Origin of the sequence: Mesorhizobium sp. LjRoot246 (assembly GCF_964254115.1) — a bacterium.
Classification (GTDB): Bacteria; Pseudomonadota; Alphaproteobacteria; order Rhizobiales; family Rhizobiaceae; genus Mesorhizobium.
The window spans coordinates 1,135,696-1,161,930 of sequence record NZ_CAXUSN020000001.1; the positions used below are offsets into that span (position 1 = coordinate 1,135,696).

Sequence of the window (26,235 nt, forward strand, 5' to 3'; positions counted from 1 at the left end):
CGTGGGGGATCAATCGTTGGTTTCGGTCTTCAGCGGCCGGGTCATCAGGGCCGTCACAGCCTGCCGGATGGTGATGGTGCCGTCCAGTATGGCAGCGACGGCGGCGATGATCGGCGCGTCGATATTGCGCTCGGTGGCGATGCGGGCGGCAATCGCCGCCGTCGGCACGCCCTCGGCGAGCGGCAATCCGGCAAGCGGCTTGCCTTGCCCGAGCGCCAGTCCGTAGGCGAAATTGCGCGACTGGGTGGACGAGCAGGTCAGCAGCAGGTCGCCAAGGCCGGAAAGCCCCATCAGGGTTTCGGGCCTGGCGCCGAAGGCGGCACCGATGCGCCGCAGTTCGACAAAGCCGCGCGTTACCATGGCGGCCTGGGCACTGGCGCCGAGCCCGGCGCCGGTGACGGCACCCGCGGCAATGGCGAAAACGTTCTTCAAGGCGCCGCCGATCTCGACGCCGATCAGGTCGTCGTTCGAATAGCAGCGCAGGTTCTCGGCGGAAAAGCGGGCAGCGAGATCGGCGGCCAATGCCTCGTCGCGGGCGGCGACCACCACGGCCGTCGGCAGGCCGCGGGCGACGTCGGTGGCGAAGCTTGGACCCGACAAAGCGGCAACCGGATTTAGCGGCAGGATTTCTTCGACAATCGCCGACAGCAAGGCGCCGGTCTCGCTTTCGATGCCCTTGGCACACAGAACCAACGGGATGCCGGGCGGCATATGGTCTTTCGCGGCCGCCAGCGTAGCCCGCAGCGACTGCGCCGGCGTCACTGCCAGCACGCAGTCGGCACCATCGAGCGCGGCTTCGATGTTGCTCGTCGCCACGATGCCGGCCTGGAGCGTGATGCCCGGCAGATAGCGTGGATTTTCGCCGCGGTCGATCGCGGCGACGGTCTCCGGGTCGCGCGCGTAAAGGCGGACGAAATGGCCGGCGCGCAGCATGGCCAAGGCCAAGGCAGTGCCCCAGGCCCCGCCGCCGAGCACGGCAACGCGCCAGCCGCTTGGCGCGGTGTCGTTGCCGCTCATTGACACCTCGTTCATGCCTTGGCTCCGCGCCGGCCGGAGCCGACCATCGGCGCCGAGACACTGTCCAGCGGCCAGCGCGAGCGCGGCACGAAATCGAAACCGTTCTCCTGCGCCATGCCTTCGCGCAGCCGCTCGATGCCGGCCCAGGCGATCATCGCCGCATTGTCGGTGCAAAGCTTCAGCGGCGGCGCGATGAAGGTGAAGCCGGCCTCGGTACAGAGCCGCTCCAGCATCGCATTGATCGTGCGGTTGGCGGCGACACCGCCGGCGACGACGAGTGCCGGGTTTTTCGTGCCGGGAAATGTTTGGCGAAAACGGGCCAGCGCGCGAGAAACGCGGTCGGCCAGCGCATCGGCGACGGCAGCCTGGAACGAGGCGCAAATGTCCGCGACATCCTGGTCGCTCAAGGGCTCGATGGCCGTCGCCGCCTGGCGCACGGCGGTCTTGAGGCCGGAGAAGGAGAAGTCGGGCTGTGCCGAGCCCTTCATCGGACGCGGAAAGGCAAAGCGCGAGGCATTTCCGGCCTGTGCGGCCTTCTCGACATTCGGTCCGCCGGGATAGGGCAGGCCGAGCATCTTGGCCGTCTTGTCGAAGGCTTCGCCGAGCGCGTCGTCGATGGTGGTTGCCCAGCGCTGATAGTCGCCGACGCCACGCACGGCGAGGATCTGCGTGTGACCGCCGGAGACGAGCAGCAGCAGATAAGGAAAATCGAGACCGTCGGTCAGCCTTGCCGTCAAGGCATGGCCCTCGAGGTGGTTGATGGCGATCAGCGGCTTGTTGGCTGCGGCCGCGATGGCTTTTGCCGTCATCAGCCCGACGATCAGCCCGCCGACCAGGCCGGGACCGGCAGTGGCGGCAATCGCGTCGATGTCGGCAAGCGCGGTGCCCGAATCGGCAAGCGCTGCCTCGACGATACCGTCCAGCGCCTCGACATGGGCGCGCGCGGCGATTTCCGGCACGACGCCGCCGAATGCGGCATGCTCCTCGATCTGGCTGAGCACGATGTTGGACAGGATTTTTGGCGCGGCATTGCCGTCGACCGCCACGACGCTGGCGGCGGTTTCGTCGCAACTCGTCTCAATGCCCAGAACGCGGATCAATTCGTCGCTATCCCTAAAGATTGTATCATGGGCCTTTCCGCTTTAGGAGAAAGCCCGGAAAGGCCCGGTTATATTAGCCGCATTTCTGCTACGCCAAGTGGCTCCACTTGGCTGCAAAATGCTCAGGCCGGGGGTTATCACGGACCGCGCGCCATGCAAACTATCTTGAGAATCGGAACACGCGGCAGCCCGCTGGCGCTGGCACAGGCGCAGGAAACGCAGGCGCGGCTGATGGCCGCGCACGGCCTGCCGGCGGAAGCGTTCGAGGTTGTCGTCATTTCGACCAGCGGCGACCGCATCCAGGACCGGCCGCTGTCGGAAGCCGGCGGCAAGGGCCTGTTCACCAAGGAGATCGAGGAGGCGCTGCTGGCGGGCCGGATCGACATCGCCGTGCATTCGTCGAAGGACATGCCGACGCAACTGCCCGATGGTCTCGAACTCTCGGCCTTCCTGCCGCGCGAGGACGCGCGCGACGCCTTTGTCGGCAAGGCGGCGAAGACGATTGCCGAGCTGCCACGTGGGGCGAAAGTCGGTTCGTCATCGCTCAGGCGCCAGGCGCTGATCCGCCGCATGCGGCCGGATCTCGACGTGGTTATGTTCCGCGGCAATGTGCAGACGCGGCTGCGCAAGCTCGATGAAGGCGTCGCCGCCGGCACCATCCTGGCCCATGCCGGGCTGAAGCGGCTCGGGCTTGAGCATGTCGTCACCGACCTGATACCGCTCGAAATCTTCCCGCCGGCGCCGGGGCAAGGCGCGATCTGCATTGAAACTCGTATCGGCGACCGCGACGTCGAAACGATGCTGGCGGCCGTCCATGATGTGCCGACCGGCCAGGCGCTGGCCTGCGAGCGTGCCTTCCTGGCAGCGCTCGATGGTTCCTGCCGCACGCCGATCGCAGGCTATGCGACGATCGAGGCAGGAAAGCTTGATTTCGCAGGGCTGATCATCTCGCCCGACGGCACGCAATCCCACACAGTCGAGTTGCAGGGACCGGCGCAGGACGCCGCCCGCATCGGTGATGAAGCGGCCAAGACGGTGCGCGCCAAGGCCGGCGAAAAGTTCTTCGACGGCTGGCTCTGAAAATGCTTCGCGTCCTGGTGACGAGACCGGAACCGGGCGCCTCGCGCACAGCGCATCGGCTTGAGGAGACAGGCTTTCAGCCGATTCTTCTGCCCCTGACCGAAACGGCGGCTTTGCCGGTCGCTGCCGGACTGGTCCCGGACGATACCGTCGCCGTTGCCATCACCAGCGCCAATGCCGTGCGCCATGCGCCGAAGGAAATCATCGCGACGCTCGCAGGCTTGCCTTGTCATGCCGTCGGTAAGCGGACTGCGGAAGCCGCCCGCAAAGCTGGGCTTTTGTCGGTCAGCGAAGGTCCGGGCGATGCGGAGGCGCTGGCCGATAGCATCGCCGCCGCATTTTCCGGCAAGACGATTGTCTACCTCTGCGGGCGCGTGCGTTTTCCGGCGTTCGAACAGAGGCTCAAGACGGCGGGCGTTCGGGTTCACGCCGTCGAGACCTATGACACGCTGACAGTGGGCTATTCGGACGAAGTCATCCTCGAACGCCTGTCTCGGCAACCTGTCGACGCGGTATTGCTTTATTCAGCCAAGGCGGCGACGGCGATGCAGATCCTGGCAAGACGGCCCGCTCTGCGCGGACTCTTCGAAAAAACATGGGTTTTCGCGCTTTCCACCCGCGTCGCGGCAGCCTTCGACGATACGGTCAGAGAAAGGATCCGCATTGCCGCGCAGCCCGACGAGGATGTGCTGCTGGCACTTTTGCGAAGCGTGAGCTGAGCCGCGTCATCACACCGCCCCTTTTCACCGCTTGGTGATGTGCTAGACCCTTTCTGAACCATCATGCGCCGCAGGGCGTTGAGACGAAGCGAATTGTGCGGAGCCCAGGCATGGTCAAGACGCCGAAGATGCGACACTCGAAAAGCCGCCGCGACCCGGTGACCATCGATCTCGAGCCGGGCGCCGTTTCACGTGTCGAGGATGCCGCCAGGCACGGGGCTCAGACAGACGAGGCGAAAGCCGAGGAAGCAGCGAACGCCTCGCAGCCCGAGGTTCCCGAAGAGCCGGTGCATGCCGACCAGACCGATCTTGAGCCTTGGGAGCATGCCGACGCCCAGGCCGAATCGGAGCAGCCGGCGGCGGCGGCGACAAAGCCCGCTAGCGAGGCTGAGCTCCCTTATCCCGGATCGTCCAACGATCCCGGATCGTCCAACGATCCCGGATCGTCCGATACGCCGGCCGGCAAAACCAAGGCCTTCGACTACAGTTTCGAGGATGCGTCGGCGAAGCCCGCGCAGACCGGCGGCGACAAGGCAAAAACCGAGACACGGGACGACAGAATGGCGCCGCCCCCTGAAAAGCGTGGTGGCCTCAACGGCATCGCTGCCGGCATCATTGGCGGTGTCATCGCGCTGGTCGGTGCGGGCGGGCTGCAGTTTGCCGGCCTGCTCGGCGCTCCAGGCTCGGGCGCCAGTGTCTCGCTCGATGGCGTCAATGGCGACATCGCCTCGCTGAAGACCGAAATCGCCAGCTTGAAGGACGCCGGCGGCAACAGCGATGCGGCGGCCAAGATGGTCGGGCTGTCCTCGGGCCTGGAGCAGGTCAAGGCCGATGTCGCGGCGCTGAAATCGGCGGTCGAGAAAGGTGGAGCAGGCGACACTGCCGGGCTCGCCGCACTGGGCGACAAGGTCGCGCGGATCGAAACGGCGGTCGCCGCGCTTGGCAAGGCCGGCAGCACGGCCCCGGTCGATCTCGGCCCGCTCAACGAAAGGCTGGCCGGTCTCGATGCGCAGCTGAAGTCGGCCGGCGAGGCGGCGACGGCGCAGGATGGCCGGCTGACAGCGCTGGAGCAGTCGGTGTCGCAGCTTTCCGGCAAGGTCGAGGCGGCGGCAGGACAACCGAAGATCGCGCTCGCCATTGCCGCGTCGGCGCTCAAGGCGGCGCTTGAGCGTGGTGCGCCATTCTCGGCCGAACTTGAAACCTTGGCCGCGATTTCGCCTGATGCGCCGCAGCTTGCGGCCTTGCGCCCCTACGCCGAAAAAGGTGTGCCCACCCGTGCCGAGATTGCCGCGCAAGCGGATGCCGCCGCCAATGCCATGGTCACCGCTGCGACGCCTGTCGATGAGAATGCCGGCTTCCTGCAGGACCTTTTGTCGAGCGCCGAATCGCTGGTCAAGGTCAGGCCGATCGGTGCCGTCGAAGGTGCCGGTGCGCCGGAAATCGTCGCGCGCATGGAGGCGGCGGTCAACCAGGGCGACTATGCCAAGGCGCTCAGCGAGTATGACACGCTGCCCGAAGCCGCCAAGGCCGCCGGCGCGGACTTTGCCGGCAAACTAAAGGCGCGGATCGATGTCGAAACCCAGGTCGACGCGCTGATCTCCGGCGCGATGAAGGCATGAGGGCAACACAATGATCCGCCTGCTCGCCTTCCTCATCGTCGTCTTCGCGCTCGGGCTGGGCTTTGCCTGGCTGGCCGACCGGCCAGGCGATATGGTCGTCACCTTCAGCGGCTATCAGTATCAGGTCAGCCTGATGGTGGCGGCGGTGGCTGTCGTCGCTGTCGTCGCGGCGGTGATGATCCTGTGGTGGTTGCTCAAGTCGCTGTGGAACAGCCCCTACACCATCTCGCGCTATTTCCGTGTCCGCCGCCGCGACCGCGGCTATCAGGCGCTGTCGACCGGCATGATCGCCGCGGGCGCCGGAGACGGCGCGCTGGCCCGCAAGAAGACCAAGGAAGCCGCCAAGCTGATCCGCTCCGACCAGGAACCGCTGATCCATCTGCTGGAGGCGCAGGCGTCGCTGCTCGAAGGCGATCATGAAGGGGCGCGGCAGAAGTTCGAGAGCATGCTCGACGATCCCGAAATGCGGTTGCTCGGCTTGCGCGGCCTCTATCTCGAAGCCGAACGGCTCGGCGACCGCAACGCCGCCAGGCATTATGCCGGCCGCGCCGCGGTGATGGCGCCGCAACTGGCCTGGGCAGCCGAATCGACGCTGGAAGAGCTGACCGCACGCGGCGACTGGGACGGCGCCTTGAAACTGGTCGACGCGCAGAAAGCGACACGGCAGATCGAACGCGATGCCGCCAACCGCCGCCGCGCTGTGCTGCTGACCGCCAAGGCGCAGGCGCTTGCCGACAGCGATCCGGCTGCCGCCAGAACCGCGGCGATCGAGGCCAACAAGCTGCGGCCGGACTTCGCGCCCGCCGCCGTGGCCGCCGCCACCGCGCTGTTCAAGCAGAACGATGTGCGCAAGGGCTCGAAGATCCTCGAGGCGGCGTGGAAGGCCGAGCCGCATCCGGAGGTCGCCGAGCTCTACACCCATGCAAGACCGGGCGACGCCGTGCTCGACCGCCTCAACCGGGCGAAGAAGCTGCAGGAGATGAAGAAGAACCACGCCGAGTCGTCGATGACGGTGGCGCGCGCCGCACTCGACGCGCAGGATTTCTCGACCGCCCGCCGCGAGGCCGAGGCGGCGATCCGGATGGACCGCCGCGAGGGTGCCTATCTGCTGCTCGCCGACATCGAGGAGGCCGAGACCGGCGACCAGGGCAAGGTGCGGCAGCTTCTGTCGAGGGCGGTACGGGCGCCGCGCGATCCGGCCTGGGTCGCCGACGGCGTGGTGTCGGAACGCTGGGCGCCGGTGTCGCCGATCACCGGCCGGCTCGACGCCTTCGAGTGGCGTGCACCGATGGAGCGTCTCGGCCAGCTGATCGACAGCCATGAGGATGCGCCGGATGTCAGGGTGCCGGTCATAGAAGCGCTGGCAAAGCCGGCCCGCGAAAGGCCGGTCGAGGTGATCGACGAAATCCGTCCGGCGGAGGCAGCGGCCAAGGACGCCGAGGAGGATCATGTCAGGCCGATCACGGCGGCGGCCTTCGCCGCGGTGCCGAGCGATGCCGAGGGCGTCGAGCCGGCCGAAGAGCTTGCGCGGTTGCCGGACGATCCCGGCGTCGATCCGGACGAGGAAGCGGAAAAATCGCCGCGCCGGTTTCGGCTGTTTTGAATTGGGCCGGCCATCGGGCCGCCCCTAATCAAGAAAATAGAGCATGATGTTGTCCGAAAACCGCTTCACACTTTTCGGCATCATGCTCTAGGGAATGGGTCTATGTTTGAACGCGTTCTGTCGTTTCTCAGGGATTTGCCGGCCGGCGCCGGCACACAAGCCAGTGCGGACGATCCCCGCATCGCGGCTTCGGCGCTGCTCTACCACGTGATGAACGCCGATGGCGTGCGCCAGGATGTCGAGTGGGAGCGCTTCAAGGCGGTGTTGGCGGAAAACTATTCGATCAGCGGCGCCGAGCTCGAAGCGCTTGTCGCCGCCGGCGAGCGGGCCGACAATGAAGCGATCGATCTCTATGCCTTCACCAGTGTCTTGAAGCGCCATCTCGATGCCGATGCGCGCAAGGCCTTCATCGGCCTGATGTGGGAAATCGTCTATGCCGACGGCGAGTTGCACGAGCTGGAGGACAATACCGTCTGGCGGGTTGCCGAGCTGATCGGCGTCGAACGCCGCGACCGCGTCGAGGCGCGCCGCAAGGCGGCGGCGCACGCGCCCGGCGCCACCGGAACATCGAGCGACGAATAGGATCTTCGCCTTCCCATGCCGCGCCAAACGAGTTCGAAGCCAAAGATCCTGATCGTGCTGCATCAGGAGAGTTCGAGCCCGGGACGCGTCGGCCACATGCTGCTGGAAGAGGGTTTCGAACTCGACATCCGCCGGCCGCCGCTGGGCGATGCGTTGCCGGAAACACTGGACGACCACGCCGGCACGGTGGTGTTCGGCGGGCCGATGAGCGCCAATGACGAGGACGAGTTCGTCCGCCGCGAGACCAGCTGGCTGGAAATTCCGCTCAAGGAGAACCGGCCCTGTCTCGGCATCTGCCTCGGCGCGCAGATGCTGGTCAACCATCTCGGCGGCAAGGTCGAGGGCCATGGCGAAGGGCTGGTCGAGATCGGCTGGTATCCGCTGAAAGCGACCGAAGCCGGCAAGCAACTGATGCACTGGCCTGAGATGGTCTATCAGTTCCATCGCGAGGGTTTTTCGCTGCCCAGGGACGCGACGCTGCTGGCGACGGCCGAGACCTATCCCAACCAGGCATTCCGCTATGGCGACAATGCCTGGGGCATCCAGTTCCATGGCGAACTGACCAGGGTGATGATGCAGCGCTGGGTGGTGCGCGGCGCGCATCGCTTCGAGCTGCCCGGCGCGCAGCCCGGCCGCGATCATCTCGGCGGCCGGCTGATCTGGGACATGCATCTCAAACGCTGGCTGGACGAGTTTTTGCGCACGATCTTCGGCAAGCCGGCAGTGCGATAGGGCTATCTCTTCGACTTAGAGCATTTCACCGTTTCACGGAAACGGCGAGCTGCTCTAACTCTTTGTTTTGACGCAATTCTGGACGGAAAACCGCTTCACACTTTTCCTAGAATTGCTCTAGAGGCGGATTCAGATTTCAGGTCGATTGGACCTGAAATCATCCGGCCCTATCTCTTTGTTTCGACGCAATTCCGGACGGAAAACCGCTACGCACTTTTCCTGGAATTGCTCTAGGGTCCGAGCACCGGCCGCAGGAAGCTGCGTTCATAGCTGAGAATGCTGCGATTGCGTTTTTCCATTTCAAACACATCCTGGCATTCAGGGTCGGCAGCCATGCGCTTGCGATAATCCTCGTAGTCGGCGAGGCTTGGGAAGCTGAACATGGCATAAGCGATATTGCTCGCTCCTTCGCTCGGAAGGAAATAGCCATGATGATTTCCGCCGAGGCGACTGACCAGACCGATCCAGCGACGGCCGTATTCTTCAAACTCGGCAAGCTTGTACGGGTCAATGACATATTTCAGGTAACAGGTGATCATGGGAGTTCCTGTGATAGGGCGCGTATCGTGCTGACCGTCAGCGAGAAAGCATCAGTTGCGTCCGTTGAGGTGGCGCACCTTGCGCAGCTGCGGGAACAGCACCATCCACAGGCCCGCGACGACGATGGCGCCGACGCCGCCGACCACGACCGCCGGCACCGTGCCGATCAGTGCCGCCATCGTGCCGGCGCGGAATTCGCCGACCTCGTTCGAGGCGCCGACAAAGACCTGGTTGACGGCGTTGACGCGGCCGCGCACCTCGTCGGGCGTCCACAGCTGGATCAGCGTTTCCCTGATGTAGACGCTGAACATGTCGGTGGCGCCGAGGAAGGCCAGCGCCACGATCGACAGCCAGGTGATGGTCGACAGGCCGAACAGCACGGTGAAGGCGCCGAACGACGCGGCGGAGGCCAGCATGATCATGCCCGCGTGGTTGCGAAGCGGATGCCCGGCCAGCCAGATGGCGACGCAAATGGCGCCGACGCTGGGCGCCGAGCGCAGCAGGCCGAGACCCCAGGGGCCGAGTTGGAGGATGTCGCGTGCGTAGACCGGCAGCAGCGCCGAAGCGCCGGACAGGAGCACGGCGAACAGATCGAGCGAGATGGCGCCCAGCACGATCTTCTCGCTCCAGATGTAGCTGAACCCACCTAGCAGGTGCTGCATCGTCGGTTTTTCCGTCTCCGTGCGCTGCGAAGGCTTCGGGATGGTGAAGATCAGCAGCCCGGACACAAGCATCAGGACAGCGGCAGTGCCGTAGGCCACTTCCGCCGACACGCCGTAGAGCAGGCCACCGGCGACTGGGCCGACGATGGTCGCCGTCTGCCAGGCCGACGAATTCCAGGCGATGGCGTTGGCGAAATCCTCCGGTGGCACCAGATTGGCGAACAGCGAGGCGGAGGCCGGACCGAAGAAGGCGCGGGCGACGCCGAACATGGCGAGCACGGCGAAGATCGGCAGCGGCCCGCTGATGCCGCGCAGGGTCAGAAGCAACAGCGCCAGCGCGGACATCGCCTCCACCACCACCGCCAGAGCCATGATCAGGCGGCGGCCGAAGCGGTCGGCGACGATGCCGGTGACCAGCACCAAAAGCAACGACGGCAGGAACTGGACGATGCCGACCAGGCCGAGATCGAGCGGGTCACGGGTCAGGTCGTACATCTGCCAGCCGACGGCGACGGACACGATCATGGTGGCGAATGTGGTGAGGAAGCGCGCGGCCCAATAGCTCAGGAAGGAGCGGTGGCGGAACGCGGCATAGCGCTGGTCCGGCGATATCTGTTCGGCTGTCATGGATTTAAGAGGCCCCTTTGCAGTGGCGTCAGCTGGCGGGGCACTTCCACGATGGGCGCTGGTCCGGCTGGCGGAACTTTTAGCTCAGTTCGCAGCGGCATGTGCGCCAAAAACGGTTCCGGATCAAGATAATTTCGACCTAAAAGCGCGTCGCGACGAAACGGATTCGTGCGACGCGCTTTAAGCCTTTGTTTCTATGCATGTCGTTGTCTCAAAACCGGGGCCACTTTTGAGCGACATGCATTAGCCGGTCGGCCGCATGGGAAATTTACTGCCGCAGCGCCGCGGAGATCGCGTCCAGGCCGCCGCGCAATTCGGCTTCCGTCGGCCAGCCAAAGCCGACGCGGAAGAAGCGCTTCTCCATTTCGAACCAGTGGCCAGGTCCGACATAGGTGCCATGGTTCTCCAGCAGGTTCACATAGAACCGGTCGAGGTCGACGCCGGGGTCGACATTGAGGCGCGGGAAGCCGACGACGCCACCGTCGGGCCGCACCCAGTCGACCAGTGGTTCGCGGTCGATCCAGGCTTGGACGATGTCGCGGCGGCCTGCCATTTCGGGCAGCAGCGTCGCCAGGAAGGCGTCCCGGCGCTCCAGCATGCCACGTGCGATGCCTTCGTCGATAACGCTGCCGCAGATGCCGATCTGCTCCTTGGCGGCGAGGAATTTTTCCTGAAGCTCAGCGTCCCTGGTGATCAGCCAGCCGATGCGGATGCCGGGAATACCGAAGGCCTTGGACAGCGACGAGACGCTGATCGCCTTCGGGCTGAGCGATGCCGCCGACGGCAGGCGCCGGCCGTAGGAGAGGTCGCGATAGGTTTCGTCGACCAGAAGATGACAGTTGCTGCTTTCGGCAAGCGACACCAGCGCATCGAGCTCGGTTCGGCTCATCATCGTGCCGGTCGGGTTGTGCGGGCAGGTAACGCTGATCAGCTTCGTGTTCGGCCGCAGCGCCGCCTTGACCTGATCGACATCGATGGCGAAGCCTTCCTCGAAGGCCAGGTCGACAAAGCCGATGGCGCAGCCGATCGCCCTTGGGGTTTCGATGTTGGTGGCGTAGTTGGGCCTGATGACGACGAGATGGTCGTTCGCCGACAAAAGCGAAGTCGAGATGATGAACAGCGCGCCGGCGGCACCGGCGGTGACCAGGACATCATCCGGCGAAACGCCGGTGTCCTGCGCCGATATCAGCGCACGCAACGCCTTGTCGCCGCGATGCTCGCCGTAGAAAAGCGTGAGATCGGGCAGCGACAGGCCGATGTCGGAAAGTTTTTGGTCGGCGATCGAACTTTCCGAGAGATTGTAGCGGATACGGTCGTAGCCGTATTCTTCCGGCGCCTCTTTCTCGATCACCATCCTGGTGTAGTTCATGGCTCGCTCCCCAAAGAACCCGTCCGGCCCATCCAAGCCATAAAAATATGAAGCCTGCCAAGGCGGATTCGCCGGCAGGCTTCAATCAATCTGTTGGCTCAGGGCCGAACTATTGGCTCAGGGCCGAATTGTTCAGGCTGAAACCTTGGCCTTCCTGCCCTTGGCAGGTGCCTTCACGGGGGCCGCCTTGCGGCCGAGGCCGATCGACTTCGCCAGCAGCGAACGCGAGGCCGCATAGTTGGGGGCGACCATCGGATAATCCGACGGCAAGCCCCATTTGGCGCGATAGGCGTCCGGCGTCAGGCCGAAATGCACGCCGAGATGGCGCTTCAGGGATTTGAACTTCTTGCCGTCCTCGAGGCAGATGATGAAATCCGGCGTCACCGATTTCTTCGGGTTGACGGCGGGGACCAGGGGGGCAGCCACCGGAACCACCGGCTGGCCAAGCCCGCTTATCGACGCGCTGACGCTGGCGATGAGGTCGGCCAGGCCGGAGACCGGCAAGCGGTTCTTCTCGACATAGGCGGACACGATGTGAGCGGTCAGCTCGAGCAGGTCGATGTCTTTACGGGCACTGTTGCTGTCGTCGGTCACTCTATTTCTCCGTCTAAAGCGCATGATCTGAAAATCGGATTCGATTTCCGGAAAGGATCATGCGCGAAATCAAAATGCTGTGGCGTGCTTCGTGCGTCCACGGGGCGAATGGCGTTGTTGTGGCGCGGAATTCCTAGTCGGCAAATCTGCGCAATGCAATGACTTGGCGTCACGTCACACGTTATTTTGAACAACTATATTAAACAATAACAATATCAGACTATCAGCGCTTTGTCGCGCCACAAACGAAATCCGCCTTCGAAGGCGCGTGTGTTGTCGCCTCGCCTGGAGTCGGCGGGCAATTCATCGAGCTTGTCGACATTGCCGCCGCCGATGACGACATAGTCCGGCTGCATGGCGGCGCGGAGCCGGTCGACGACGTCGAAGACATATTTGCGCCATTTCTTCTTGCCGCGCTTTTCCAGGCCCCGTTCGCCGACATAATCCTCGAAACTCTTGCCCTTCTTGTAGGGCAGATGGGCGAGTTCCATCGGCTGGGCGACGTTGTCGGCAATCATCGCCGCGCCGAGACCAGTGCCGAGCCCGAGGAACAGCATGCGCCCGCCCTCGTAACTGCCGATGGCCTGCATCAGCGCGTCGTTGACCACTTTCACCGGTTTGCCGAACGCACCCGCAAAGTCGAATCCAGCCCAGCCCTTGCCTAGATTGGCGGGGTCGGTCAGCGGCCTGTTGTGGTTGACCGGGCCGGGATAGCCCATCGAGACGACGTCATAGGGCAGGCCTTCGGCGAGCTTCTTGACCGCATCGATCATCTGTCCCGGCGTCAAATCCGGTCCCGAGTCGGCGCGACGCTCCGCACCACCGGCACTGGTCAGGATCTTGACGTGCGAGCCGCCGATGTCGATCGCGAGCACGATCTGCTCGGTATCAGGCGCTGGTTGCTTTACCACCTTGGCCATCGTGTCGTCCTCTCACTTCACCGGGTCGATCCAACCATTGGGCGGTCCGAATCCGGCCATGACATCAGCCGGACCCCATGTGCCCGGTTCGTAGAGATGCGGCGGCGTGGTGTCGCCCAGCACTGGACCGACGATGCGCCAGGCCAGTTCGCTGGCATCCTGGCGGGTGAACAGCTGACCGTTGCCGTTCATGGCATCGCCTATCAGGCGCTCATAGGGCGGCATGTCGCCCTTGCTGTCGTCGAGCGCCGTCAGCTCGACCTGTTCGCCGATCATGTCGTCGCCGGGGGCTTTGCGCTGGGCGCCGATGGCGATCACCACTTGCGGGTCAATGCGGAAGCGGACGTAGTTCTGGTCGGCGGGCTTGATCGGGTCGAAGACGTCGAGCGGCGGCCGCTTCAGCCGCACCACAACCTCGGTGACATGCACCGGCATGTTCTTGCCGGCGCGAATGAAGAACGGCACGTCCTGCCAGCGCCATGTGTCGACCATGAAGCGCACTGCCGCGAAGGTCTCGACCGGCGAATTCGGCGCCACGCCCGGTTCCGCGAGATAGCCGGTGAACTGGCCGCGCACGACATCGTCCTTGGTCAACGTTCGGATGGCGCGCAGAACCTGCACCTTCTCGTCTATCAGATCGTCGGCGGACCGGCCGACGGGCGGCTCCATGGCAAGCAGCAGCAGGATGTTGAGCAGATGGTTCTCGATCACGTCCCTGATGCAGCCGACATCGTCATAGAAGCGGCCGCGCCCCTCGATGCCGAAATCCTCGGCCATGGTGATCTGCACGCTTTCGACGAAATTGCGGTTCCAGATCGGCTCGAGAAAGGAATTGGCGAAGCGGAAATAGAGCAGGTTCTGGATCGCTTCCTTGCCCAGATAATGGTCGATGCGGAAGATCGACTGTTCGTCGAACACCAGGTGCAGCACCCGGTTCAGCCAGCGCGCTGATTGCAGGTCGTGGCCGAACGGCTTTTCCACCATCAGCCGTGCGCCCTGGGCCGTGCCCGATTGCTCCAGCCCCTGGACGACGGTCTCGAACATGGTTGGCGGCACCGCCATATAGTGCAGCGGCCGTTGCGCCGTGCCGAGCGCGTTTTTCAGTTTCTCAAATGTCGCTCCATCGCGGTAGTCGCCGCTGACATAGCGCAGCAGCGAGGCGAATTTGGCGAACACTTCTTCGTCGATCTTGCCGAGCGCATTGACGACGCCGTCGCGGGCGCGTGCCTGCAATTGCTTGAGGTCCCAGGCGTCGAAGGCGACGCCGATCACCGGTTCGGTGAGCGTGCCCTTGGCGACCATCTGGTAAAGGGCTGGAAATATCTTCTTGTGGGCGAGGTCGCCGGTGGCCCCGAAGAGCACCAGCGTGTCGGACCGTTCCTGGCTCATGCGCGCGTCTCCCCAGTCGCCGTCACTTGCCGGCCTTCGGCTTTTCGACATGGCCGCCAAAGGCATAGCGCATGGCGGACAACAGCTTGTCGGAGAATTCGGATTCGCCTTGCGAGGAGAAGCGATCGAACAGCGCCGAGGACAGGACCGGCGCCGGCACGCCGGTGTCGATCGCCGCCTTCAGCGTCCAGCGGCCTTCGCCGGAATCCGAGACGCGACCGCCGTAATTCGCCAGGCCCGGGTCGCCTTTCAATGCGCCGGCCGTCAGGTCGAGCAGCCAGGAGCCGATGACGCTGCCGTGCCGCCAGACCTCGGCCACCTGAGGAAGGTCGATGTCGAACTGGTAATATTGCGGGTTTTCCAGCGGGCTGGTCTCGGCGTCCGCCGTCCGTTGCCGCTTGCCGGCATTGGCCGACTTCAGGATGTTCATGCCTTCGGCATAAGCGGCCATGACGCCATATTCGATGCCGTTGTGCACCATCTTGACGAAGTGGCCGGCGCCGCTCGGTCCGCAATGCAGGTAGCCAAATGGCGCGGTCCCGGCATCCCTGGACGGATTGGAGCCGGCATCGGCGCCCGGCGCCAGCGTGGCGAAGACCGAATCGAGGTGTTGCACCGCCACGTCGGGACCGCCGATCATCAGGCAATAGCCGCGGTCGAGGCCCCAAACCCCGCCGCTGGTGCCGACATCGACAAGATGGATACCCTTGCCGGCCAGTTTCGCGGCCTGGTCGACGGCGTCGTGATAATAGGAATTGCCGCCGTCGATGATGATGTCGCCGGGTTCCATCAGCGCCGCGACCTGATCGATGATCTTGCCGGTGATCGCTGCCGGCAGCATCAGCCAGACACAGCGCGGCTTGGCGAGCTTGCCGACGAATTCTTCCATCGAAGCCGCACCCGACGCGCCGTCGGTCACTAGGGCCGCGACGCTGGCGGGGTTGATGTCGTAGACGACGCATTCGTGGCCGTCGCGCATCAGGCGGCGGACCATATTGGCGCCCATCCGGCCCAGTCCCATCATTCCGATCTGCATGGTTTCGTCCCTGTTTGCTTGGAGATTTGCGGGGTTTATCGAGGGAGGATCTACTGGCTATGATCTACTGGCCATCTTGGTCGCCTGATATGACGGAGAAGTCGACATTCTCCCAATCGCCGGTCCCGGGCCAGAAAAAAGTGAAGATCAGCGTGCTTCCCCTGGGGAGGCTGGCGATGGGCAGATCGGCAAGGTGGATGCCGAAGGCATTCTCCGCCGTCTGGCTGTCATGGGCGGTCGCCCAATTGTCGGTGCTCCAGTGAATCGTCGCCGGTGCCAACAGCTCGATGCGCAGCGTCTTGCCGGCGGGCATGGTGCGGATCTTGTTGTTGAACCGCCAGGTCCTGAACGGCGACACGGTCTTGTCCTCGATGTAGCGCTTGACGCCTTGCGGCGGCATGTCGAAGACCGCGCCGTCGCGCAGCGAGCGCAACAGCTTGATATGCTCCGAATGCGCCCAGACAAGCGGCATGGCGCTGCCCGAGGGGCGGCCATGCAGCAATTCGCGCTCCGGCATATCAGCGCCGTCCCAGACCTGCTCCGGCAACAGGCCGCCCGACCCGGCGGATCTTTCAAGCGTCGCCAGCAGGCTGGTCGCCTCGTCCTTGCGCCCTGCCGCCAGCTCATAATGAGCCCGTTCGCCGGCCAGCAGCGGCCAGGGGCGGCCCTGACCGGTGCCGTCGAAAGGTGCGCCGTCTTCGTGCTCGCCATAGCCGTCGCCGTTGTAGCGATACCAGAGCGGTCCTTGCGGCAACGCGCAGCGCAACTGCGCGTCGATGACCTTGACCGTGTCGACGACGCGCGGATCGTTGGCTGCACGCAGGCCGAAGCGCACCAGCGCCAGCGCATCCGGGCTGACGATCTCTCTGGCGGGCCGATCGGTATCGCCAGGCGGCCGGTTCCTGATCGGCACATAACCATCCTTCGGCGAACCGGCCTCGGCGCTGTCGGGCGGCGCGATGCGAACATAGTAGCCTTCGACGCCGGCCGATTTGCAGGTGGTCGTACCGGTGACATAGGTCCAGCGCTCGACCTGGTCGTTCCAGCCGTCTGATGTCTCGCGCAGATAGGTCGCGGCCTCTTGTCTGTCGCAGGCGTCGAGCAGATCTGCCGCGGCCAGCAGGGCGGCGATCTCGACGGCGAGCGTGAACGGGCTGTAGCCGGCATCCTCTTCCCAGCGATCCTCGCCCGTAACCGGCCCGTTGCGCACGACATAGCTGGCGGCACGCTCGATCATCGGTAGCAAGGTGAGCAGCCTGGCGCGTGGCAGATGGCCGGCGCGGTGCAAAGCATCGGCCAGCAGCAGCGGGAAGGCGCACTCATCCATCTGGATGCCGGGCCAATAGGCCGACCCGTCGAGCCAGGCGTTCTGCGGCCAATGGCCGTCCGGCTGCTGGATGGAGCCGAGGTAATCCAGGATTTGCAGCGCCGAGGCAGCATCGCCGGCGGCAAGAAAGCCGCCCGCCGTCTCGACCAGATCGCGCGGCCAAACCAGATGGTAGCCACCGAGGTCGTCGTCACCCTTGTTGAAGCCCCACGGAATGGACAGGCTGGCCACCGCGGCGCCTGGCATCGCGATCGACCGGTGCGTCGCCAGAACCGCGGTGCCGGTGCGGTAGCTGTTAATCCCGGATCCGTCATGACGGTCCAGCGGCAGCAGGCCTTTTTGCCATTTGCGCCAATTCTGGACGTAGGACTTCGCCGCTGGTTCAAAGCCTCGATTCAGGCTGGCAAAAGCATTTTCAGCGGCCTCGTCCGGCGTCGCTCCAAACCCTAACGCCAGCAAGGTCTTGGTCTCGGTGACGGAAAAGCCGATCTCGCCGGTCAGCGCGACATTGCCGTTCTCGGCCCGCTGGTATGCCGGCTCGAGCTCGCCTGTATTGCGGAGCTGCTGCCAGCCGTCTGAGAAACCGACATAGCCGGCCGAGCCGGTTCGCCAGGGCAGCGACGAGGCCAGCGCCAGGCAGGTGCCGCGCCCCGAGGCGAACAGCACCGGCTTTGCCTTGTGCTCGCCGACCCAGGCGGTGTTGCCCATGCCGGCATTGACCAGATGCGGCGCCAGAAGCGCGTAGATGCGGTAGTCACCGGGCACCCCCTTCAGCGCCGTGAAGGTGATTTCCTGCAGCAAAGCGGGTCGCGCCGGGTCGGCGAGGATGCGCTTTTCGATACGGTAGGCGCCATCGCTCGCTGTGTTGACCAGCCTGTAGGCGGGCACGCCGTCCTCGAACGGTTCGATGGTGTGCACCGCATCGCGCTTCTCTTCCGAGAAATAGCCATTAGGGCCGGTGACGATCAGGCCGAGGTCGCGCGTGCAGGCGTTGTCGAGGCGCGGATAGTAGATTTCGTTGAGGATGCCGTGGCTGATCGTGAACCAGATTTGGCCTGCCGGCGAAAGCGACGTTCCGACGCCGCTCTTGGCGCTTGACGTCCAGCGGGCTGGAATTCCCGGGGCGCCCGGAGCAACGTTTTGCGTCACTGGCATTCTGTTTCGGCCTCCTGGCCTCCTCCCTAGACCAGGACGCGAACCCTTTACAATCATTGCACCGCAAGTTGATCGGGCGGGCCAACGGCAGGGGTACGAACTCGGGTAGGGGGTTTCTTCGGAGCCTTCGCCGGCGCGCAGGCTGACGGAGTATCAAATGAAAAACCCGCCTGTGCGGCGGGTCACTGGCGCAAATCAGCACCATACCCAAATATATACCTTAGCTGAGGGCACGGTGTCAAGAAAAAATTCCTATCATCGGCACAAAAACTGCCGACACCGCTGAACCGGCTGTCGTCAGGTCTTTTGTTAGGCTGAGTTCGGAGCCGTAGAGCCAACGGCGCCGTCGTTGACAGCGGCGCCGGCATGCGTCCACTATTTCCCGGCACGGGAGGATCGTGAAAGCCAATGCCGGAAGTGTCCCTGGTCCTGATCGACCGGTTGCTGGCGATTTCGCGGGCGCTTGCCGGCCATATCGATCCCGGCACGGCGTTCCGCGCGACAGCCATCGAGATCGGCTCGCTCATTCCGCACGACCACATGGATCTGGCGGTGCTGTCGCATGACGGCCGCCGGCACGCCTGTTATGAAGCCGGCTTCCACACCAGCTGGAGCGAGCTAGCCCAGCATCCGCTGCCGACCGAAGTCAGTCCGATCCGCTCGGTGCTGTGGGGCGAGGTGCCCTATCTGCTCGCCGACGACGCACTGCGCGACGAGCGCTTCCATTTCGCCACCGCCATCGACGGGCCGATCTTCGCCGCCAGGCTGCGCAGCCGCATCGTCGTGCCGCTCAGAGCGCGCGGCGGCATCATCGGCGCGCTCAACATCAGCCGGCACGAGGTCGACTGCTACACGCTTGCCGATGTCGCGGTCGCCCAGCAATGCGCCGATCTGATCGCGCCCTATATCTTCGCGCTGATCCAGACCGAGGAGGCGCGCCGCGCCATGCTGGCCGAGAGCGAGGCGCGCAACCGGGTCGAACTGCTGCGGGTCGGCGCCTCGCAACTGACCGAAGGCATGGAGCGCGAACGCCGGCGCATGGCCATGGACCTGCACGACCAGACGCTTGCCGATCTCGCCCGCATCGCGCGCCAGCTTTCGGCCCTGCGCGGCCAGGGCGTGGCGCGGGCGGCGCAGCTTGCCGACCTCGAGCAGGAGGTCGCCGGCTGCCTGACGGAACTGCGCCATATCGTCGACGACATGCGGCCGAGCGTGCTCGAATTGTTCGGCCTGCGCGATGCGGTCGAGGCGCATCTCAACCGCAGCGTCGCCCGGGCCAAGCCACCGATCGCCGTGCGCATCGCCGACACCAGCGACGGCAGCGCCGACAGCTTGGCCGAACCTGTCCGCACCGCGCTCTACAGGATCGTGCAGGAAGCCATCAACAATGCGGTTCGCCACGCCGCGCCGCGCCGCATCGATGTGCTGCTGGCGTCCACCGCGAACGTGCTGCGGGTGGTCGTGACGGATGACGGTCAGGGATGCGGCACTGTCGATCCGGCAGCGCATGGCGGCATTGGCCACATGCACACACGTGCGGCCCTCATCGGGGCGCGGCTGCGCATCGGCCAGGCCGGACGCAAGGGCGGCGGCACCCGCGTCGTCGTCGAGATAGACCGCCAGCCGTCGCGGGAATTGGCAGCGGCCGCAACAATGCCCGGCGAGTTCGCCGTGTCGGAGGCCATGTGATGCTTGTGATGATCGCCGAGAATGACGGGCTGCACCGCAGCTTCGCGCGGCGGACGGTGGAGCAATTGTGGCCCGGCGACGTCGGGGTGATCGAAGCCAGCGACGGCGAGGACGCCATCAACCTGGCGGCCGAACGCGAGCCGCCGCATGTCGTGCTCGACCTGCAGATGCCGAAGGCGACCGGGATCGAGGTCGCCAGGGCGATCTGGAACCGCCGCGCCGGCACGCACATCCTGTTCTGGTCGAATTTCGCCGACGAGGCCTATGTGCGCGGCGTGGCGCGCATCGTGCCGCCTGGCTCGGTCTATGGCTATGTGTTGAAGTCAGCGACGGAGGAGGGCATGCGGTCCGCTTTGCGCGGCGTTTTCCGCGAAGGCCACTGCATCATCGACCGCGAGATCCGCGGCATCCAGCACCGCGTGCAGGACAGGTTCGAGGGCATCACCGACGGCGAATATGAAAGCTTGATCGACATCGCGCTCGGCCTGACCGACCGGGCGATCGCGGCACGTCGCGGCCTGTCGATCCGTGGCGCGCAGAGCCGTATCAAGCATGTCTACGACAAGCTCGGCATCGTGCCAGCGGAAGACGGCGCCGGCGACGCTTCCGTGTTCAACTCGCGGACGCGGGCGATCTATCTCGCCATGGCGCGCGGCCTGATCAACATCGACGCGCTGCGCCGCGAACAGGACCGGCTCGATGCCTGGCTGGTGCAGGTGCCGCCGGGCGGCCACTGATCTGAGCGGTACACGACTGTGCAAATGCACAGTCGGCCATGCGCTTTGACCCGTATCGCCAGGCCGGCGCCGCAACTACCTTCGATCTCCAATAAGAAAATATATCGAGGAAGCGCTCATGCCATTCGTCGCCATGCGGGCACGCACGGCCGCCGGGAGCCTGTGATGTCGGTTTCGGCGCGCACGCGCCATTCCGGCCTGGACGATGTCGTCGGCGATGCGACGATCGAAACGCTGGCGAGCGGCTTCGGCTTCCTCGAAGGGCCGGTCTGGCACCCCTATGAGAAATGGCTGGTCTTCTCCGACATTCCGGAAAGCCGCATGTACCGCCGCAGCGCCGCTGGCGAGATCGAGTTGTTCCGCGCGCCGAGCCGTAAAGCCAATGGCAACACGCTGGATCGCCGCGGGCGGCTGGTCACCTGCGAGCACGCGACGAGCCGCGTGACCCGCGCCGAGCCCAATGGCAGCGTGACTGTGCTTGCTACCCACCATCAGGACAAGCAGCTCAACAGCCCGAACGACATCGTTATTGCCACCGGCGGATCGATCTATTTCACCGATCCGGGCTATGGCCGGGTGGAATTCTATGGCGTGCCACGGCCACAGGAGCTGCCGTTCCAGGGCGTCTACCGCATCGATGGCGATGGCGCCCAGCTTACGCTGCTGGTCGACGATTTCGTTCAGCCAAACGGGCTCTGCTTCTCGCTCGACGAATCGCGGCTGTTCGTCAACGACACCGAACGCGGGCACATCAGGGTGTTCGGTGTGGAAGCGAATGGCGATCTCAATGGCGGTGCCGTCTGGGCCGTCACCGAGGGCGAGGGACCGGGGGCGCCCGACGGCATGAAGATCGACAGCCGCGGCAATCTTTACTGCACCGGCCCCGGCGGCATCCATGTCTTCGATGCGTCAGGCGCCATTCTTGGCGTGATCCGGACGCCTGAAGATTGCGCGAATTTCACCTTCGGCGACGACGATCTGCAAAGCCTCTACATCACCGCGTCGACATCGTTGTACCGGCTGCGGGTTCGCGTGCCGGGATTGAGACTGTTTTGAGCCCGCGACGTTCCGTGCTCAAATCAGATTGGGAGTGAGGCCGGGTCAAGCCGGCGGAAACTGCAGCAGTCAACATCTGGGAGGATTACGACATGAAGAAACTGTTCGTCTTGGGCGCCCTGGCGGCGATGCTCGCCTCGGGCACGGCGCTGGCCGACACCAGTGGCAAGAAGATCGCCTTCTCCAACAATTATGCCGGCAATTCATGGCGTCAGGCGATGCTCGACAGCTATGGCATCGTCACCAAGAAGGCGGTGGCCGACAAGATCGTCGGCGCGGCCGACATCTTCACCACCGCCGACAAGGAGGTGCCGACGCAGGCAGCACAGGTGCAGAACCTGATCCTGCAGGGCTATGACGCGATCGTCATCAACGCCGCCTCGCCGGATGCGCTCAACGGCGCCATCAAGCAGGCCTGCGACGCCGGCATTGTCGTCGTCTCCTTCGACGGCACGGTGACGGAACCTTGCGCTTACCGCGTCGTCGTCGACTTCAAGGACATGGGCAAGCAGGAAGTCGAGCAGATGGCCAAGTTCCAGCCCAAGGGCGGCAATCTCCTGGAAATCCGTGGCCTTGCCGGCACCTCCATCGACGATGCCATCCATGCCGGCATTCTGGAAGGCGTCGCCGCTCACCCCGAGTTCAAGATCGTCGGTTCGGTGACCGGCGACTGGGACCAGACGACGGCACAGAAGGCGGTGGCGACCATCCTGCCGTCGCTGCCCGACGTCGTCGGCGTCGTCGACCAGGGCGGTGATGGCTATGGCGCCGCACAGGCCTTCGCCGCCGCCGGCAAGCCGCGCCCGACCATCATCATGGGCAACCGCCAGGACGAGCTGCAGTGGTGGAAAGAACAGAAGGAAAAGGACGGCTACCAGACCTGGTCGGCCTCGATCGCGCCCGGCGTGTCGTCGCTCGCATTCTGGGTGGCGCAGCAGGTGCTCGATGGTCGCACGGACATTCCGCACGACCTGCTGGTGCCGTATCTGGCCTTCACGCAGGACGATTTCGAGGCCGAGTTGCCGAAGATCCCCAAGGGCGGCGTCGCCAGCCACGAATACACGCAAGAAGACGCGATCACGGCCATCAAAGCCAACATCAAGTGAGTGTCGGCCAGCGTTGCCGTCCGTATAGCCAAGCGAGTATCGTTAAGCATGCCTAGGGGTAACGCTGACATCATCAGACTGAACGGCGCCGAAAAGCATTTCGGCGCCGTTCGCGCTCTGGCCGGCGTGGATTTTCGCGTCGGACCCGGCGAATGCGTTGGCCTCGTCGGCCACAATGGCGCCGGCAAATCGACGCTGATGCATATGGTGGCGGGCACGCTGGTGCCCGACGGCGGGCAGATCGGCGTGCATGGAGACACCGAGGACAATTACTCGGTGTCGCGGGCGCAGCAACTCGGCATACGCTGCGTGTTCCAGGAATTGTCGCTGTGCCCCAATCTCAGCGTTGCCGAGAACACGCGCATCAACCATGCCTCGCTGCGCGGGCTCGGTTGGCGGCGAAAGGCGGCGGATCTGATTGCCGCCAAGCTCGACGAGATCTTTCCGGGCCATAGCATCTCGGCGTCGGACATTGTCGCCGACCTGTCGATCGGCCGGCGCCAGATGGTCGAGGTGGCGCGCGCCTTCACGGTCACCCAGGACCGGCTCGACCTCGTCATCCTCGACGAGCCGACATCGTCGCTCGACGCGCATACGGCCGGCCAGTTGCTGGCCTTCGTGCGGCGCTTCGTCGCCGGCGGCAAAAGCTGCATCCTAATTTCGCATGTGCTGGGCGAGGTGTTGCGGAACGCCGACCGTATCGTGGTGATGCGCGACGGCAAGGTGGTTGTCGCCGACGCCGCCAGCGCCTTCGACCGCGACCGGCTGGTGACGGCGATGGGCGGAGCGGAAGCGCGCCAGAAGATCGCGGCCGAAATCGCTGACGCCAAGCCCGACGCCAGCCCGCTGCGGGTTCGGGCGCGGCCTGCCGTGCAGAAGGACGGTACCGACCTTGTCGCCTGCGCCGGCGAGATCATCGGCCTTGCCGGGCTCGCCGGACATGGCCAGACCGACCTGCTGCTGGCGATCTTCGCCACGGCATCGCGCGCCAAGGCAGGCATCGAGGTGACGGCGCCGGTGGCGCTGGTCGCCGGCGACCGTCAGTCGGACGGCATCTTCCCGCAATGGTCGATCGCTGAGAATATCGGCATCCGCTCGCTGGCGCGGCTGCGCAACGGGCTGCTGATCTCGCCGCAGCGTGAGGCAGAGCTTGCTGCATTTTGGCAAAAGAAGATCGGCATCCGCACGCCCGATATGAACAACAACATTTTTTCGCTGTCGGGCGGTAACCAGCAGAAGGCGCTGTTTGCCCGTGCGCTCGGCTCTGACGCCGGGATCGTGCTGATGGACGATCCGATGCGCGGCGTCGACATCGGCACCAAGCTGGAGGTCTACGACCTCGTGCGCGAGGAGGCGGCGCGAGGCCGCACCTTCCTCTGGTACACCACGGAAACCGAAGAGCTCGACAATTGCGACCACATCTATGTCTTCAAGAACGGCCGCATCGTCGCCAATCTGCGCCGCGACGAGCTGACCGAAGAGAAGATCATCCAGTCCTCCTTCGGCGATGCGGCCTGAGATGACGGCCGCCAACCTCGATACCGCTGCCAGGACTTCCGCCGAGCGTGGCGCGCTGGCCCGCGCGCGCCTGCTGCGCGGGCTGCTGCCGGCGCTGTCGCTGGCACTGGTGCTGCTCGCCATCGCCTGGCTCAACCCGCGCGCCATCAGCTATTTCGGCTTCAGCCTGATGCTCAATTTGGCGATCCCGATCGCGCTGGCGACCATCGCGCAGATGTTCGTCATTGCCGGAAACGAGCTCGACCTGTCGATAGGCACTTTCGTCGGCTTCGTCGGCTGCGTCACCGCGACCTGGCTGAAGGACGCGCCGCTCGTCGGCGCGGTGATCCTGCTTGGATCGATCGGGGTCTATGCGCTGCTCGGCGCGCTGATCCATCTGCGCAATTTGCCGTCGATCGTGGTGACGCTGGGCATGAGCTTCGTTTGGCAAGGGCTCGCCATCCTCGTCCTGCCCAAGCCGGGCGGCAAGGCGCCGGACTGGCTGCTTGGGCTGATGGCGTTCAAGCCGCCTTTCGTGCCGTTCCCGATCATCGCGGCGCTGCTGATCGGCCTCATCGTTCATTTCGGCCTGATGCGGACCTCCTATGGCGTGATCCTGCGTGGCTCGGGCGGCAATCCAGCGGCGCTTGGCCGCGCCGGCTGGTCGCTGCTCAAGACCAAGATCGTGCTGTTTGCGCTGGCCGGCCTGTTCGGCGTGCTGTCGGGCATGGCGCTGATCGGCATCACCACCTCGGCCGATGCCAATATCGGCAATGGCTACACGCTGCTGGCGATCGCCGGCGTCATCCTCGGCGGTGGTGAGTTCGTCGGCGGCCGGGTGTCGCCGATCGGCGCGGTGATCGGCGCGCTGACGCTGGCGCTCGCCGCCTCGCCGCTGCTCACCTTCATGCACATTCCGCCCGACTGGCAGGTGGCCGCCAACGGCGCCATCCTGATCATCGTGCTGGCGGCGCGGGTGCTGATCAGCCGCAAGGAGAGGTGAGCGATGACATCGGTGAAATCGCTGCTCACCAAACCCTGGATCTGGTCGTTCATTGGCGCCTTGCTTGTGTGGCTGGCGACGATCGCCTTCACCGGCGGCTATGGCGGGGGCGGCATGGTGACCGCCGCTCTGTCGCTGGCGGTATTCACGGTCATTGTCGGTGTCGGCCAGATGTTCGTCATCACGCTCGGCCCCGGCAATGTCGACCTGTCGCTGCCGGCCAATATCGGGCTCGCCAGCGCCGTCGCGATGAAGGTGATGGACGGCAGCGATTCCATGATTGCGGTCGGGCTGTTGGCGGCACTTGCCTGCGGGGCGGCGATCGGCGCCGCCAACTACCTGCTGATCTGGGCGCTGCGCATTCCGCCGATCATCGCCACGCTGTCGGCCAGCTTCATCATCCAGTCGATCGACATCAGTTATGGCCGCGGGCTGCAGATCAAGCCGCCGCCGGGCTTCGCCGATTTCGCCAACTGGCAGATCCTGGGGATTCCGGTTCTGGCGATCCTCACCGTGCTGTTCACCATTGGTGCGGCCATCGCCCTACAGCGCATGATCTACGGCCGCTCGGTGCTGGCGATCGGCCAGAACATCCGCGCCGCCTGGCTCGCCGGCGTCAATGTCGGCCGCATCCGCTTCCTCACCTACACGCTGTCGGGAGCGCTCGGCGGCATCGATGGGGCATTGCTCGCCGGCTATTTCCGTGGCGCCAATGTCGACATCGGCAACGAATACCTGCTGGCCTCGATCGCCGTCGTCGTCATCGGTGGCACGTCGGTCGCCGGCGGCAAGGCCAATGTGCCCGGCGTCTGGGGCGCGGCGCTGTTCCTGGTGCTGCTGTTGACCATGCTCAACACGTTTGGGGTGAGTGCCGGGGTGCGATTGCTGCTGACGGGGCTGATCATTGTCGGAGTGATCACGGCGGCGGGCGGGCAGAAGGCGCTGCGGTAGCGGGAGCAAGACGCCGACGCTGGCGGGACAGCACCCCCCTCTGGCCTGCCGGCCATCTCCCCCGCAAGGGGGGAGATCGGCAGTTGTCGTGGCCTTCGCCAATCTCCAACGTTGCAAAGTGAGCG

23 protein-coding genes are annotated in these 26,235 nt (G+C 64.9%); 13 read left to right on the forward strand and 10 right to left on the reverse strand.

Annotated features, from left to right (window positions below):
• Nucleotides 1–9 precede the first annotated feature (9 nt).
• Entirely contained in the window at nt 10–1,032 is a 1,023-nt protein-coding gene (locus tag ACSQ3L_RS05345) for an NAD(P)H-dependent glycerol-3-phosphate dehydrogenase (RefSeq protein ID WP_436158996.1), read from the reverse strand.
• Nucleotides 1,029–2,114 carry a tRNA (adenosine(37)-N6)-threonylcarbamoyltransferase complex transferase subunit TsaD gene (gene tsaD, locus ACSQ3L_RS05350; RefSeq protein WP_436163381.1) on the reverse strand — a complete coding sequence of 362 codons (1,086 nt, stop codon included), beginning with the start codon at nt 2,112–2,114 and terminating at the stop codon, nt 1,029–1,031. Before tsaD ends, ACSQ3L_RS05345 begins: the two co-directional genes overlap by 4 nt.
• 156 nt (nt 2,115–2,270) lie before the next feature.
• Here tsaD and hemC point away from each other — a divergent pair, with 156 nt between their 5' ends.
• The 6 genes from hemC (at nt 2,271) to ACSQ3L_RS05380 (ending at nt 8,452) form a co-directional block, all read left to right on the forward strand.
• The gene (hemC, locus tag ACSQ3L_RS05355; protein WP_436158997.1) at nt 2,271–3,197 is read left to right on the forward strand and encodes a hydroxymethylbilane synthase; all 927 of its coding nucleotides are present in this window, start codon (nt 2,271–2,273) and stop codon (nt 3,195–3,197) included.
• 2 nt (nt 3,198–3,199) lie between these two features.
• Nucleotides 3,200–3,916, forward strand: coding sequence for a uroporphyrinogen-III synthase (locus ACSQ3L_RS05360; protein ID WP_436158998.1), 717 nt, complete (start codon nt 3,200–3,202; stop codon nt 3,914–3,916).
• Nucleotides 3,917–4,026: 110 nt separating this feature from the next.
• Entirely contained in the window at nt 4,027–5,535 is a 1,509-nt protein-coding gene (locus ACSQ3L_RS05365) for a COG4223 family protein (RefSeq protein ID WP_436158999.1), read from the forward strand.
• Nucleotides 5,536–5,545: 10 nt separating this feature from the next.
• The gene (locus tag ACSQ3L_RS05370; RefSeq protein WP_436159000.1) at nt 5,546–7,138 is read left to right on the forward strand and encodes a heme biosynthesis protein HemY; all 1,593 of its coding nucleotides are present in this window, start codon (nt 5,546–5,548) and stop codon (nt 7,136–7,138) included.
• A gap of 102 nt (nt 7,139–7,240) precedes the next feature.
• The gene (locus tag ACSQ3L_RS05375; protein ID WP_436159001.1) at nt 7,241–7,720 is read left to right on the forward strand and encodes a TerB family tellurite resistance protein; all 480 of its coding nucleotides are present in this window, start codon (nt 7,241–7,243) and stop codon (nt 7,718–7,720) included.
• Nucleotides 7,721–7,735: 15 nt separating this feature from the next.
• Complete coding sequence (locus tag ACSQ3L_RS05380; RefSeq protein WP_436159002.1) at nt 7,736–8,452, forward strand: glutamine amidotransferase; 717 nt, start codon at nt 7,736–7,738, stop codon at nt 8,450–8,452.
• A gap of 230 nt (nt 8,453–8,682) precedes the next feature.
• On the opposite strand, the gene ACSQ3L_RS05385 is transcribed toward ACSQ3L_RS05380, so the two are convergent.
• From ACSQ3L_RS05385 to ACSQ3L_RS05420, 8 genes are all read right to left on the reverse strand, one after another.
• Nucleotides 8,683–8,991, reverse strand: coding sequence for an NIPSNAP family protein (locus ACSQ3L_RS05385; protein ID WP_436159003.1), 309 nt, complete (start codon nt 8,989–8,991; stop codon nt 8,683–8,685).
• 51 nt (nt 8,992–9,042) lie between these two features.
• Nucleotides 9,043–10,281: an MFS transporter gene (locus ACSQ3L_RS05390; protein WP_436159004.1), complete on the reverse strand. Its 1,239-nt coding sequence runs from the start codon at nt 10,279–10,281 to the stop codon at nt 9,043–9,045.
• Nucleotides 10,282–10,549: 268 nt separating this feature from the next.
• Entirely contained in the window at nt 10,550–11,650 is a 1,101-nt protein-coding gene (locus tag ACSQ3L_RS05395) for an aminotransferase class I/II-fold pyridoxal phosphate-dependent enzyme (protein WP_436159005.1), read from the reverse strand.
• A gap of 132 nt (nt 11,651–11,782) precedes the next feature.
• Entirely contained in the window at nt 11,783–12,244 is a 462-nt protein-coding gene (locus ACSQ3L_RS05400; RefSeq protein WP_436159006.1) for a MucR family transcriptional regulator, read from the reverse strand.
• 215 nt (nt 12,245–12,459) lie between these two features.
• Complete coding sequence (locus ACSQ3L_RS05405) at nt 12,460–13,164, reverse strand: ROK family protein (RefSeq protein WP_436159007.1); 705 nt, start codon at nt 13,162–13,164, stop codon at nt 12,460–12,462.
• Between the two features lie 12 nt (nt 13,165–13,176).
• The gene (gene zwf / locus ACSQ3L_RS05410; RefSeq protein ID WP_436159008.1) at nt 13,177–14,553 is read right to left on the reverse strand and encodes a glucose-6-phosphate dehydrogenase; all 1,377 of its coding nucleotides are present in this window, start codon (nt 14,551–14,553) and stop codon (nt 13,177–13,179) included.
• Nucleotides 14,554–14,575: 22 nt separating this feature from the next.
• Nucleotides 14,576–15,589 carry a phosphogluconate dehydrogenase (NAD(+)-dependent, decarboxylating) gene (gnd, locus tag ACSQ3L_RS05415; RefSeq protein ID WP_436159009.1) on the reverse strand — a complete coding sequence of 338 codons (1,014 nt, stop codon included), beginning with the start codon at nt 15,587–15,589 and terminating at the stop codon, nt 14,576–14,578.
• Between the two features lie 64 nt (nt 15,590–15,653).
• The gene (locus ACSQ3L_RS05420) at nt 15,654–18,071 is read right to left on the reverse strand and encodes a glucan 1,4-alpha-glucosidase (RefSeq protein WP_436159010.1); all 2,418 of its coding nucleotides are present in this window, start codon (nt 18,069–18,071) and stop codon (nt 15,654–15,656) included.
• 408 nt (nt 18,072–18,479) lie between these two features.
• Here ACSQ3L_RS05420 and ACSQ3L_RS05425 point away from each other — a divergent pair, with 408 nt between their 5' ends.
• The 7 genes from ACSQ3L_RS05425 to ACSQ3L_RS05455 all read left to right on the forward strand — a co-directional run bounded on the left by ACSQ3L_RS05425 (nt 18,480) and on the right by ACSQ3L_RS05455 (nt 26,110).
• Entirely contained in the window at nt 18,480–19,760 is a 1,281-nt protein-coding gene (locus tag ACSQ3L_RS05425) for a histidine kinase (protein ID WP_436159011.1), read from the forward strand.
• On the forward strand, nt 19,760–20,497 hold the full coding sequence (locus ACSQ3L_RS05430; RefSeq protein WP_436159012.1) for a response regulator: 738 nt from the start codon (nt 19,760–19,762) through the stop codon (nt 20,495–20,497). The genes ACSQ3L_RS05425 and ACSQ3L_RS05430 overlap by 1 nt, the downstream gene beginning before the upstream one ends.
• 165 nt (nt 20,498–20,662) lie before the next feature.
• Nucleotides 20,663–21,553: an SMP-30/gluconolactonase/LRE family protein gene (locus ACSQ3L_RS05435; protein ID WP_436159013.1), complete on the forward strand. Its 891-nt coding sequence runs from the start codon at nt 20,663–20,665 to the stop codon at nt 21,551–21,553.
• A 92-nt stretch (nt 21,554–21,645) separates the two neighbouring features.
• Nucleotides 21,646–22,659, forward strand: a complete 1,014-nt coding sequence (locus ACSQ3L_RS05440; RefSeq protein WP_436159014.1) for an ABC transporter substrate-binding protein — start codon at nt 21,646–21,648, stop codon at nt 22,657–22,659.
• A gap of 48 nt (nt 22,660–22,707) precedes the next feature.
• Nucleotides 22,708–24,177: a sugar ABC transporter ATP-binding protein gene (locus ACSQ3L_RS05445; protein ID WP_436159015.1), complete on the forward strand. Its 1,470-nt coding sequence runs from the start codon at nt 22,708–22,710 to the stop codon at nt 24,175–24,177.
• Between the two features lies 1 nt (nt 24,178).
• Complete coding sequence (locus tag ACSQ3L_RS05450) at nt 24,179–25,159, forward strand: ABC transporter permease (protein ID WP_436159016.1); 981 nt, start codon at nt 24,179–24,181, stop codon at nt 25,157–25,159.
• Between the two features lie 3 nt (nt 25,160–25,162).
• A complete protein-coding gene (locus tag ACSQ3L_RS05455; RefSeq protein ID WP_436159017.1) occupies nt 25,163–26,110 on the forward strand; it encodes an ABC transporter permease in 948 nt (315 codons plus the stop codon).
• Nucleotides 26,111–26,235 lie beyond the last annotated feature (125 nt).

Coding starts and splice junctions, on each gene's coding strand:
- ACSQ3L_RS05345 (WP_436158996.1), bottom strand. CDS start 1,032: ATGAACGAGGTGTCAATGAGCGGCAACGACACCGCGCCAAGCGGCTGG.
- ACSQ3L_RS05430 (WP_436159012.1), top strand. CDS start 19,760: ATGCTTGTGATGATCGCCGAGAATGACGGGCTGCACCGCAGCTTCGCG.
- ACSQ3L_RS05370 (WP_436159000.1), top strand. CDS start 5,546: ATGATCCGCCTGCTCGCCTTCCTCATCGTCGTCTTCGCGCTCGGGCTG.
- ACSQ3L_RS05365 (WP_436158999.1), top strand. CDS start 4,027: ATGGTCAAGACGCCGAAGATGCGACACTCGAAAAGCCGCCGCGACCCG.
- ACSQ3L_RS05435 (WP_436159013.1), top strand. CDS start 20,663: ATGTCGGTTTCGGCGCGCACGCGCCATTCCGGCCTGGACGATGTCGTC.
- ACSQ3L_RS05440 (WP_436159014.1), top strand. CDS start 21,646: ATGAAGAAACTGTTCGTCTTGGGCGCCCTGGCGGCGATGCTCGCCTCG.
- ACSQ3L_RS05380 (WP_436159002.1), top strand. CDS start 7,736: ATGCCGCGCCAAACGAGTTCGAAGCCAAAGATCCTGATCGTGCTGCAT.
- ACSQ3L_RS05405 (WP_436159007.1), bottom strand. CDS start 13,164: ATGGCCAAGGTGGTAAAGCAACCAGCGCCTGATACCGAGCAGATCGTG.
- ACSQ3L_RS05450 (WP_436159016.1), top strand. CDS start 24,179: ATGACGGCCGCCAACCTCGATACCGCTGCCAGGACTTCCGCCGAGCGT.
- ACSQ3L_RS05360 (WP_436158998.1), top strand. CDS start 3,200: ATGCTTCGCGTCCTGGTGACGAGACCGGAACCGGGCGCCTCGCGCACA.
- ACSQ3L_RS05420 (WP_436159010.1), bottom strand. CDS start 18,071: ATGCCAGTGACGCAAAACGTTGCTCCGGGCGCCCCGGGAATTCCAGCC.
- ACSQ3L_RS05390 (WP_436159004.1), bottom strand. CDS start 10,281: ATGACAGCCGAACAGATATCGCCGGACCAGCGCTATGCCGCGTTCCGC.
- ACSQ3L_RS05375 (WP_436159001.1), top strand. CDS start 7,241: ATGTTTGAACGCGTTCTGTCGTTTCTCAGGGATTTGCCGGCCGGCGCC.
- zwf (WP_436159008.1), bottom strand. CDS start 14,553: ATGAGCCAGGAACGGTCCGACACGCTGGTGCTCTTCGGGGCCACCGGC.
- ACSQ3L_RS05425 (WP_436159011.1), top strand. CDS start 18,480: ATGCCGGAAGTGTCCCTGGTCCTGATCGACCGGTTGCTGGCGATTTCG.
- hemC (WP_436158997.1), top strand. CDS start 2,271: ATGCAAACTATCTTGAGAATCGGAACACGCGGCAGCCCGCTGGCGCTG.
- ACSQ3L_RS05445 (WP_436159015.1), top strand. CDS start 22,708: ATGCCTAGGGGTAACGCTGACATCATCAGACTGAACGGCGCCGAAAAG.
- gnd (WP_436159009.1), bottom strand. CDS start 15,589: ATGCAGATCGGAATGATGGGACTGGGCCGGATGGGCGCCAATATGGTC.
- ACSQ3L_RS05455 (WP_436159017.1), top strand. CDS start 25,163: ATGACATCGGTGAAATCGCTGCTCACCAAACCCTGGATCTGGTCGTTC.
- ACSQ3L_RS05395 (WP_436159005.1), bottom strand. CDS start 11,650: ATGAACTACACCAGGATGGTGATCGAGAAAGAGGCGCCGGAAGAATAC.
- ACSQ3L_RS05385 (WP_436159003.1), bottom strand. CDS start 8,991: ATGATCACCTGTTACCTGAAATATGTCATTGACCCGTACAAGCTTGCC.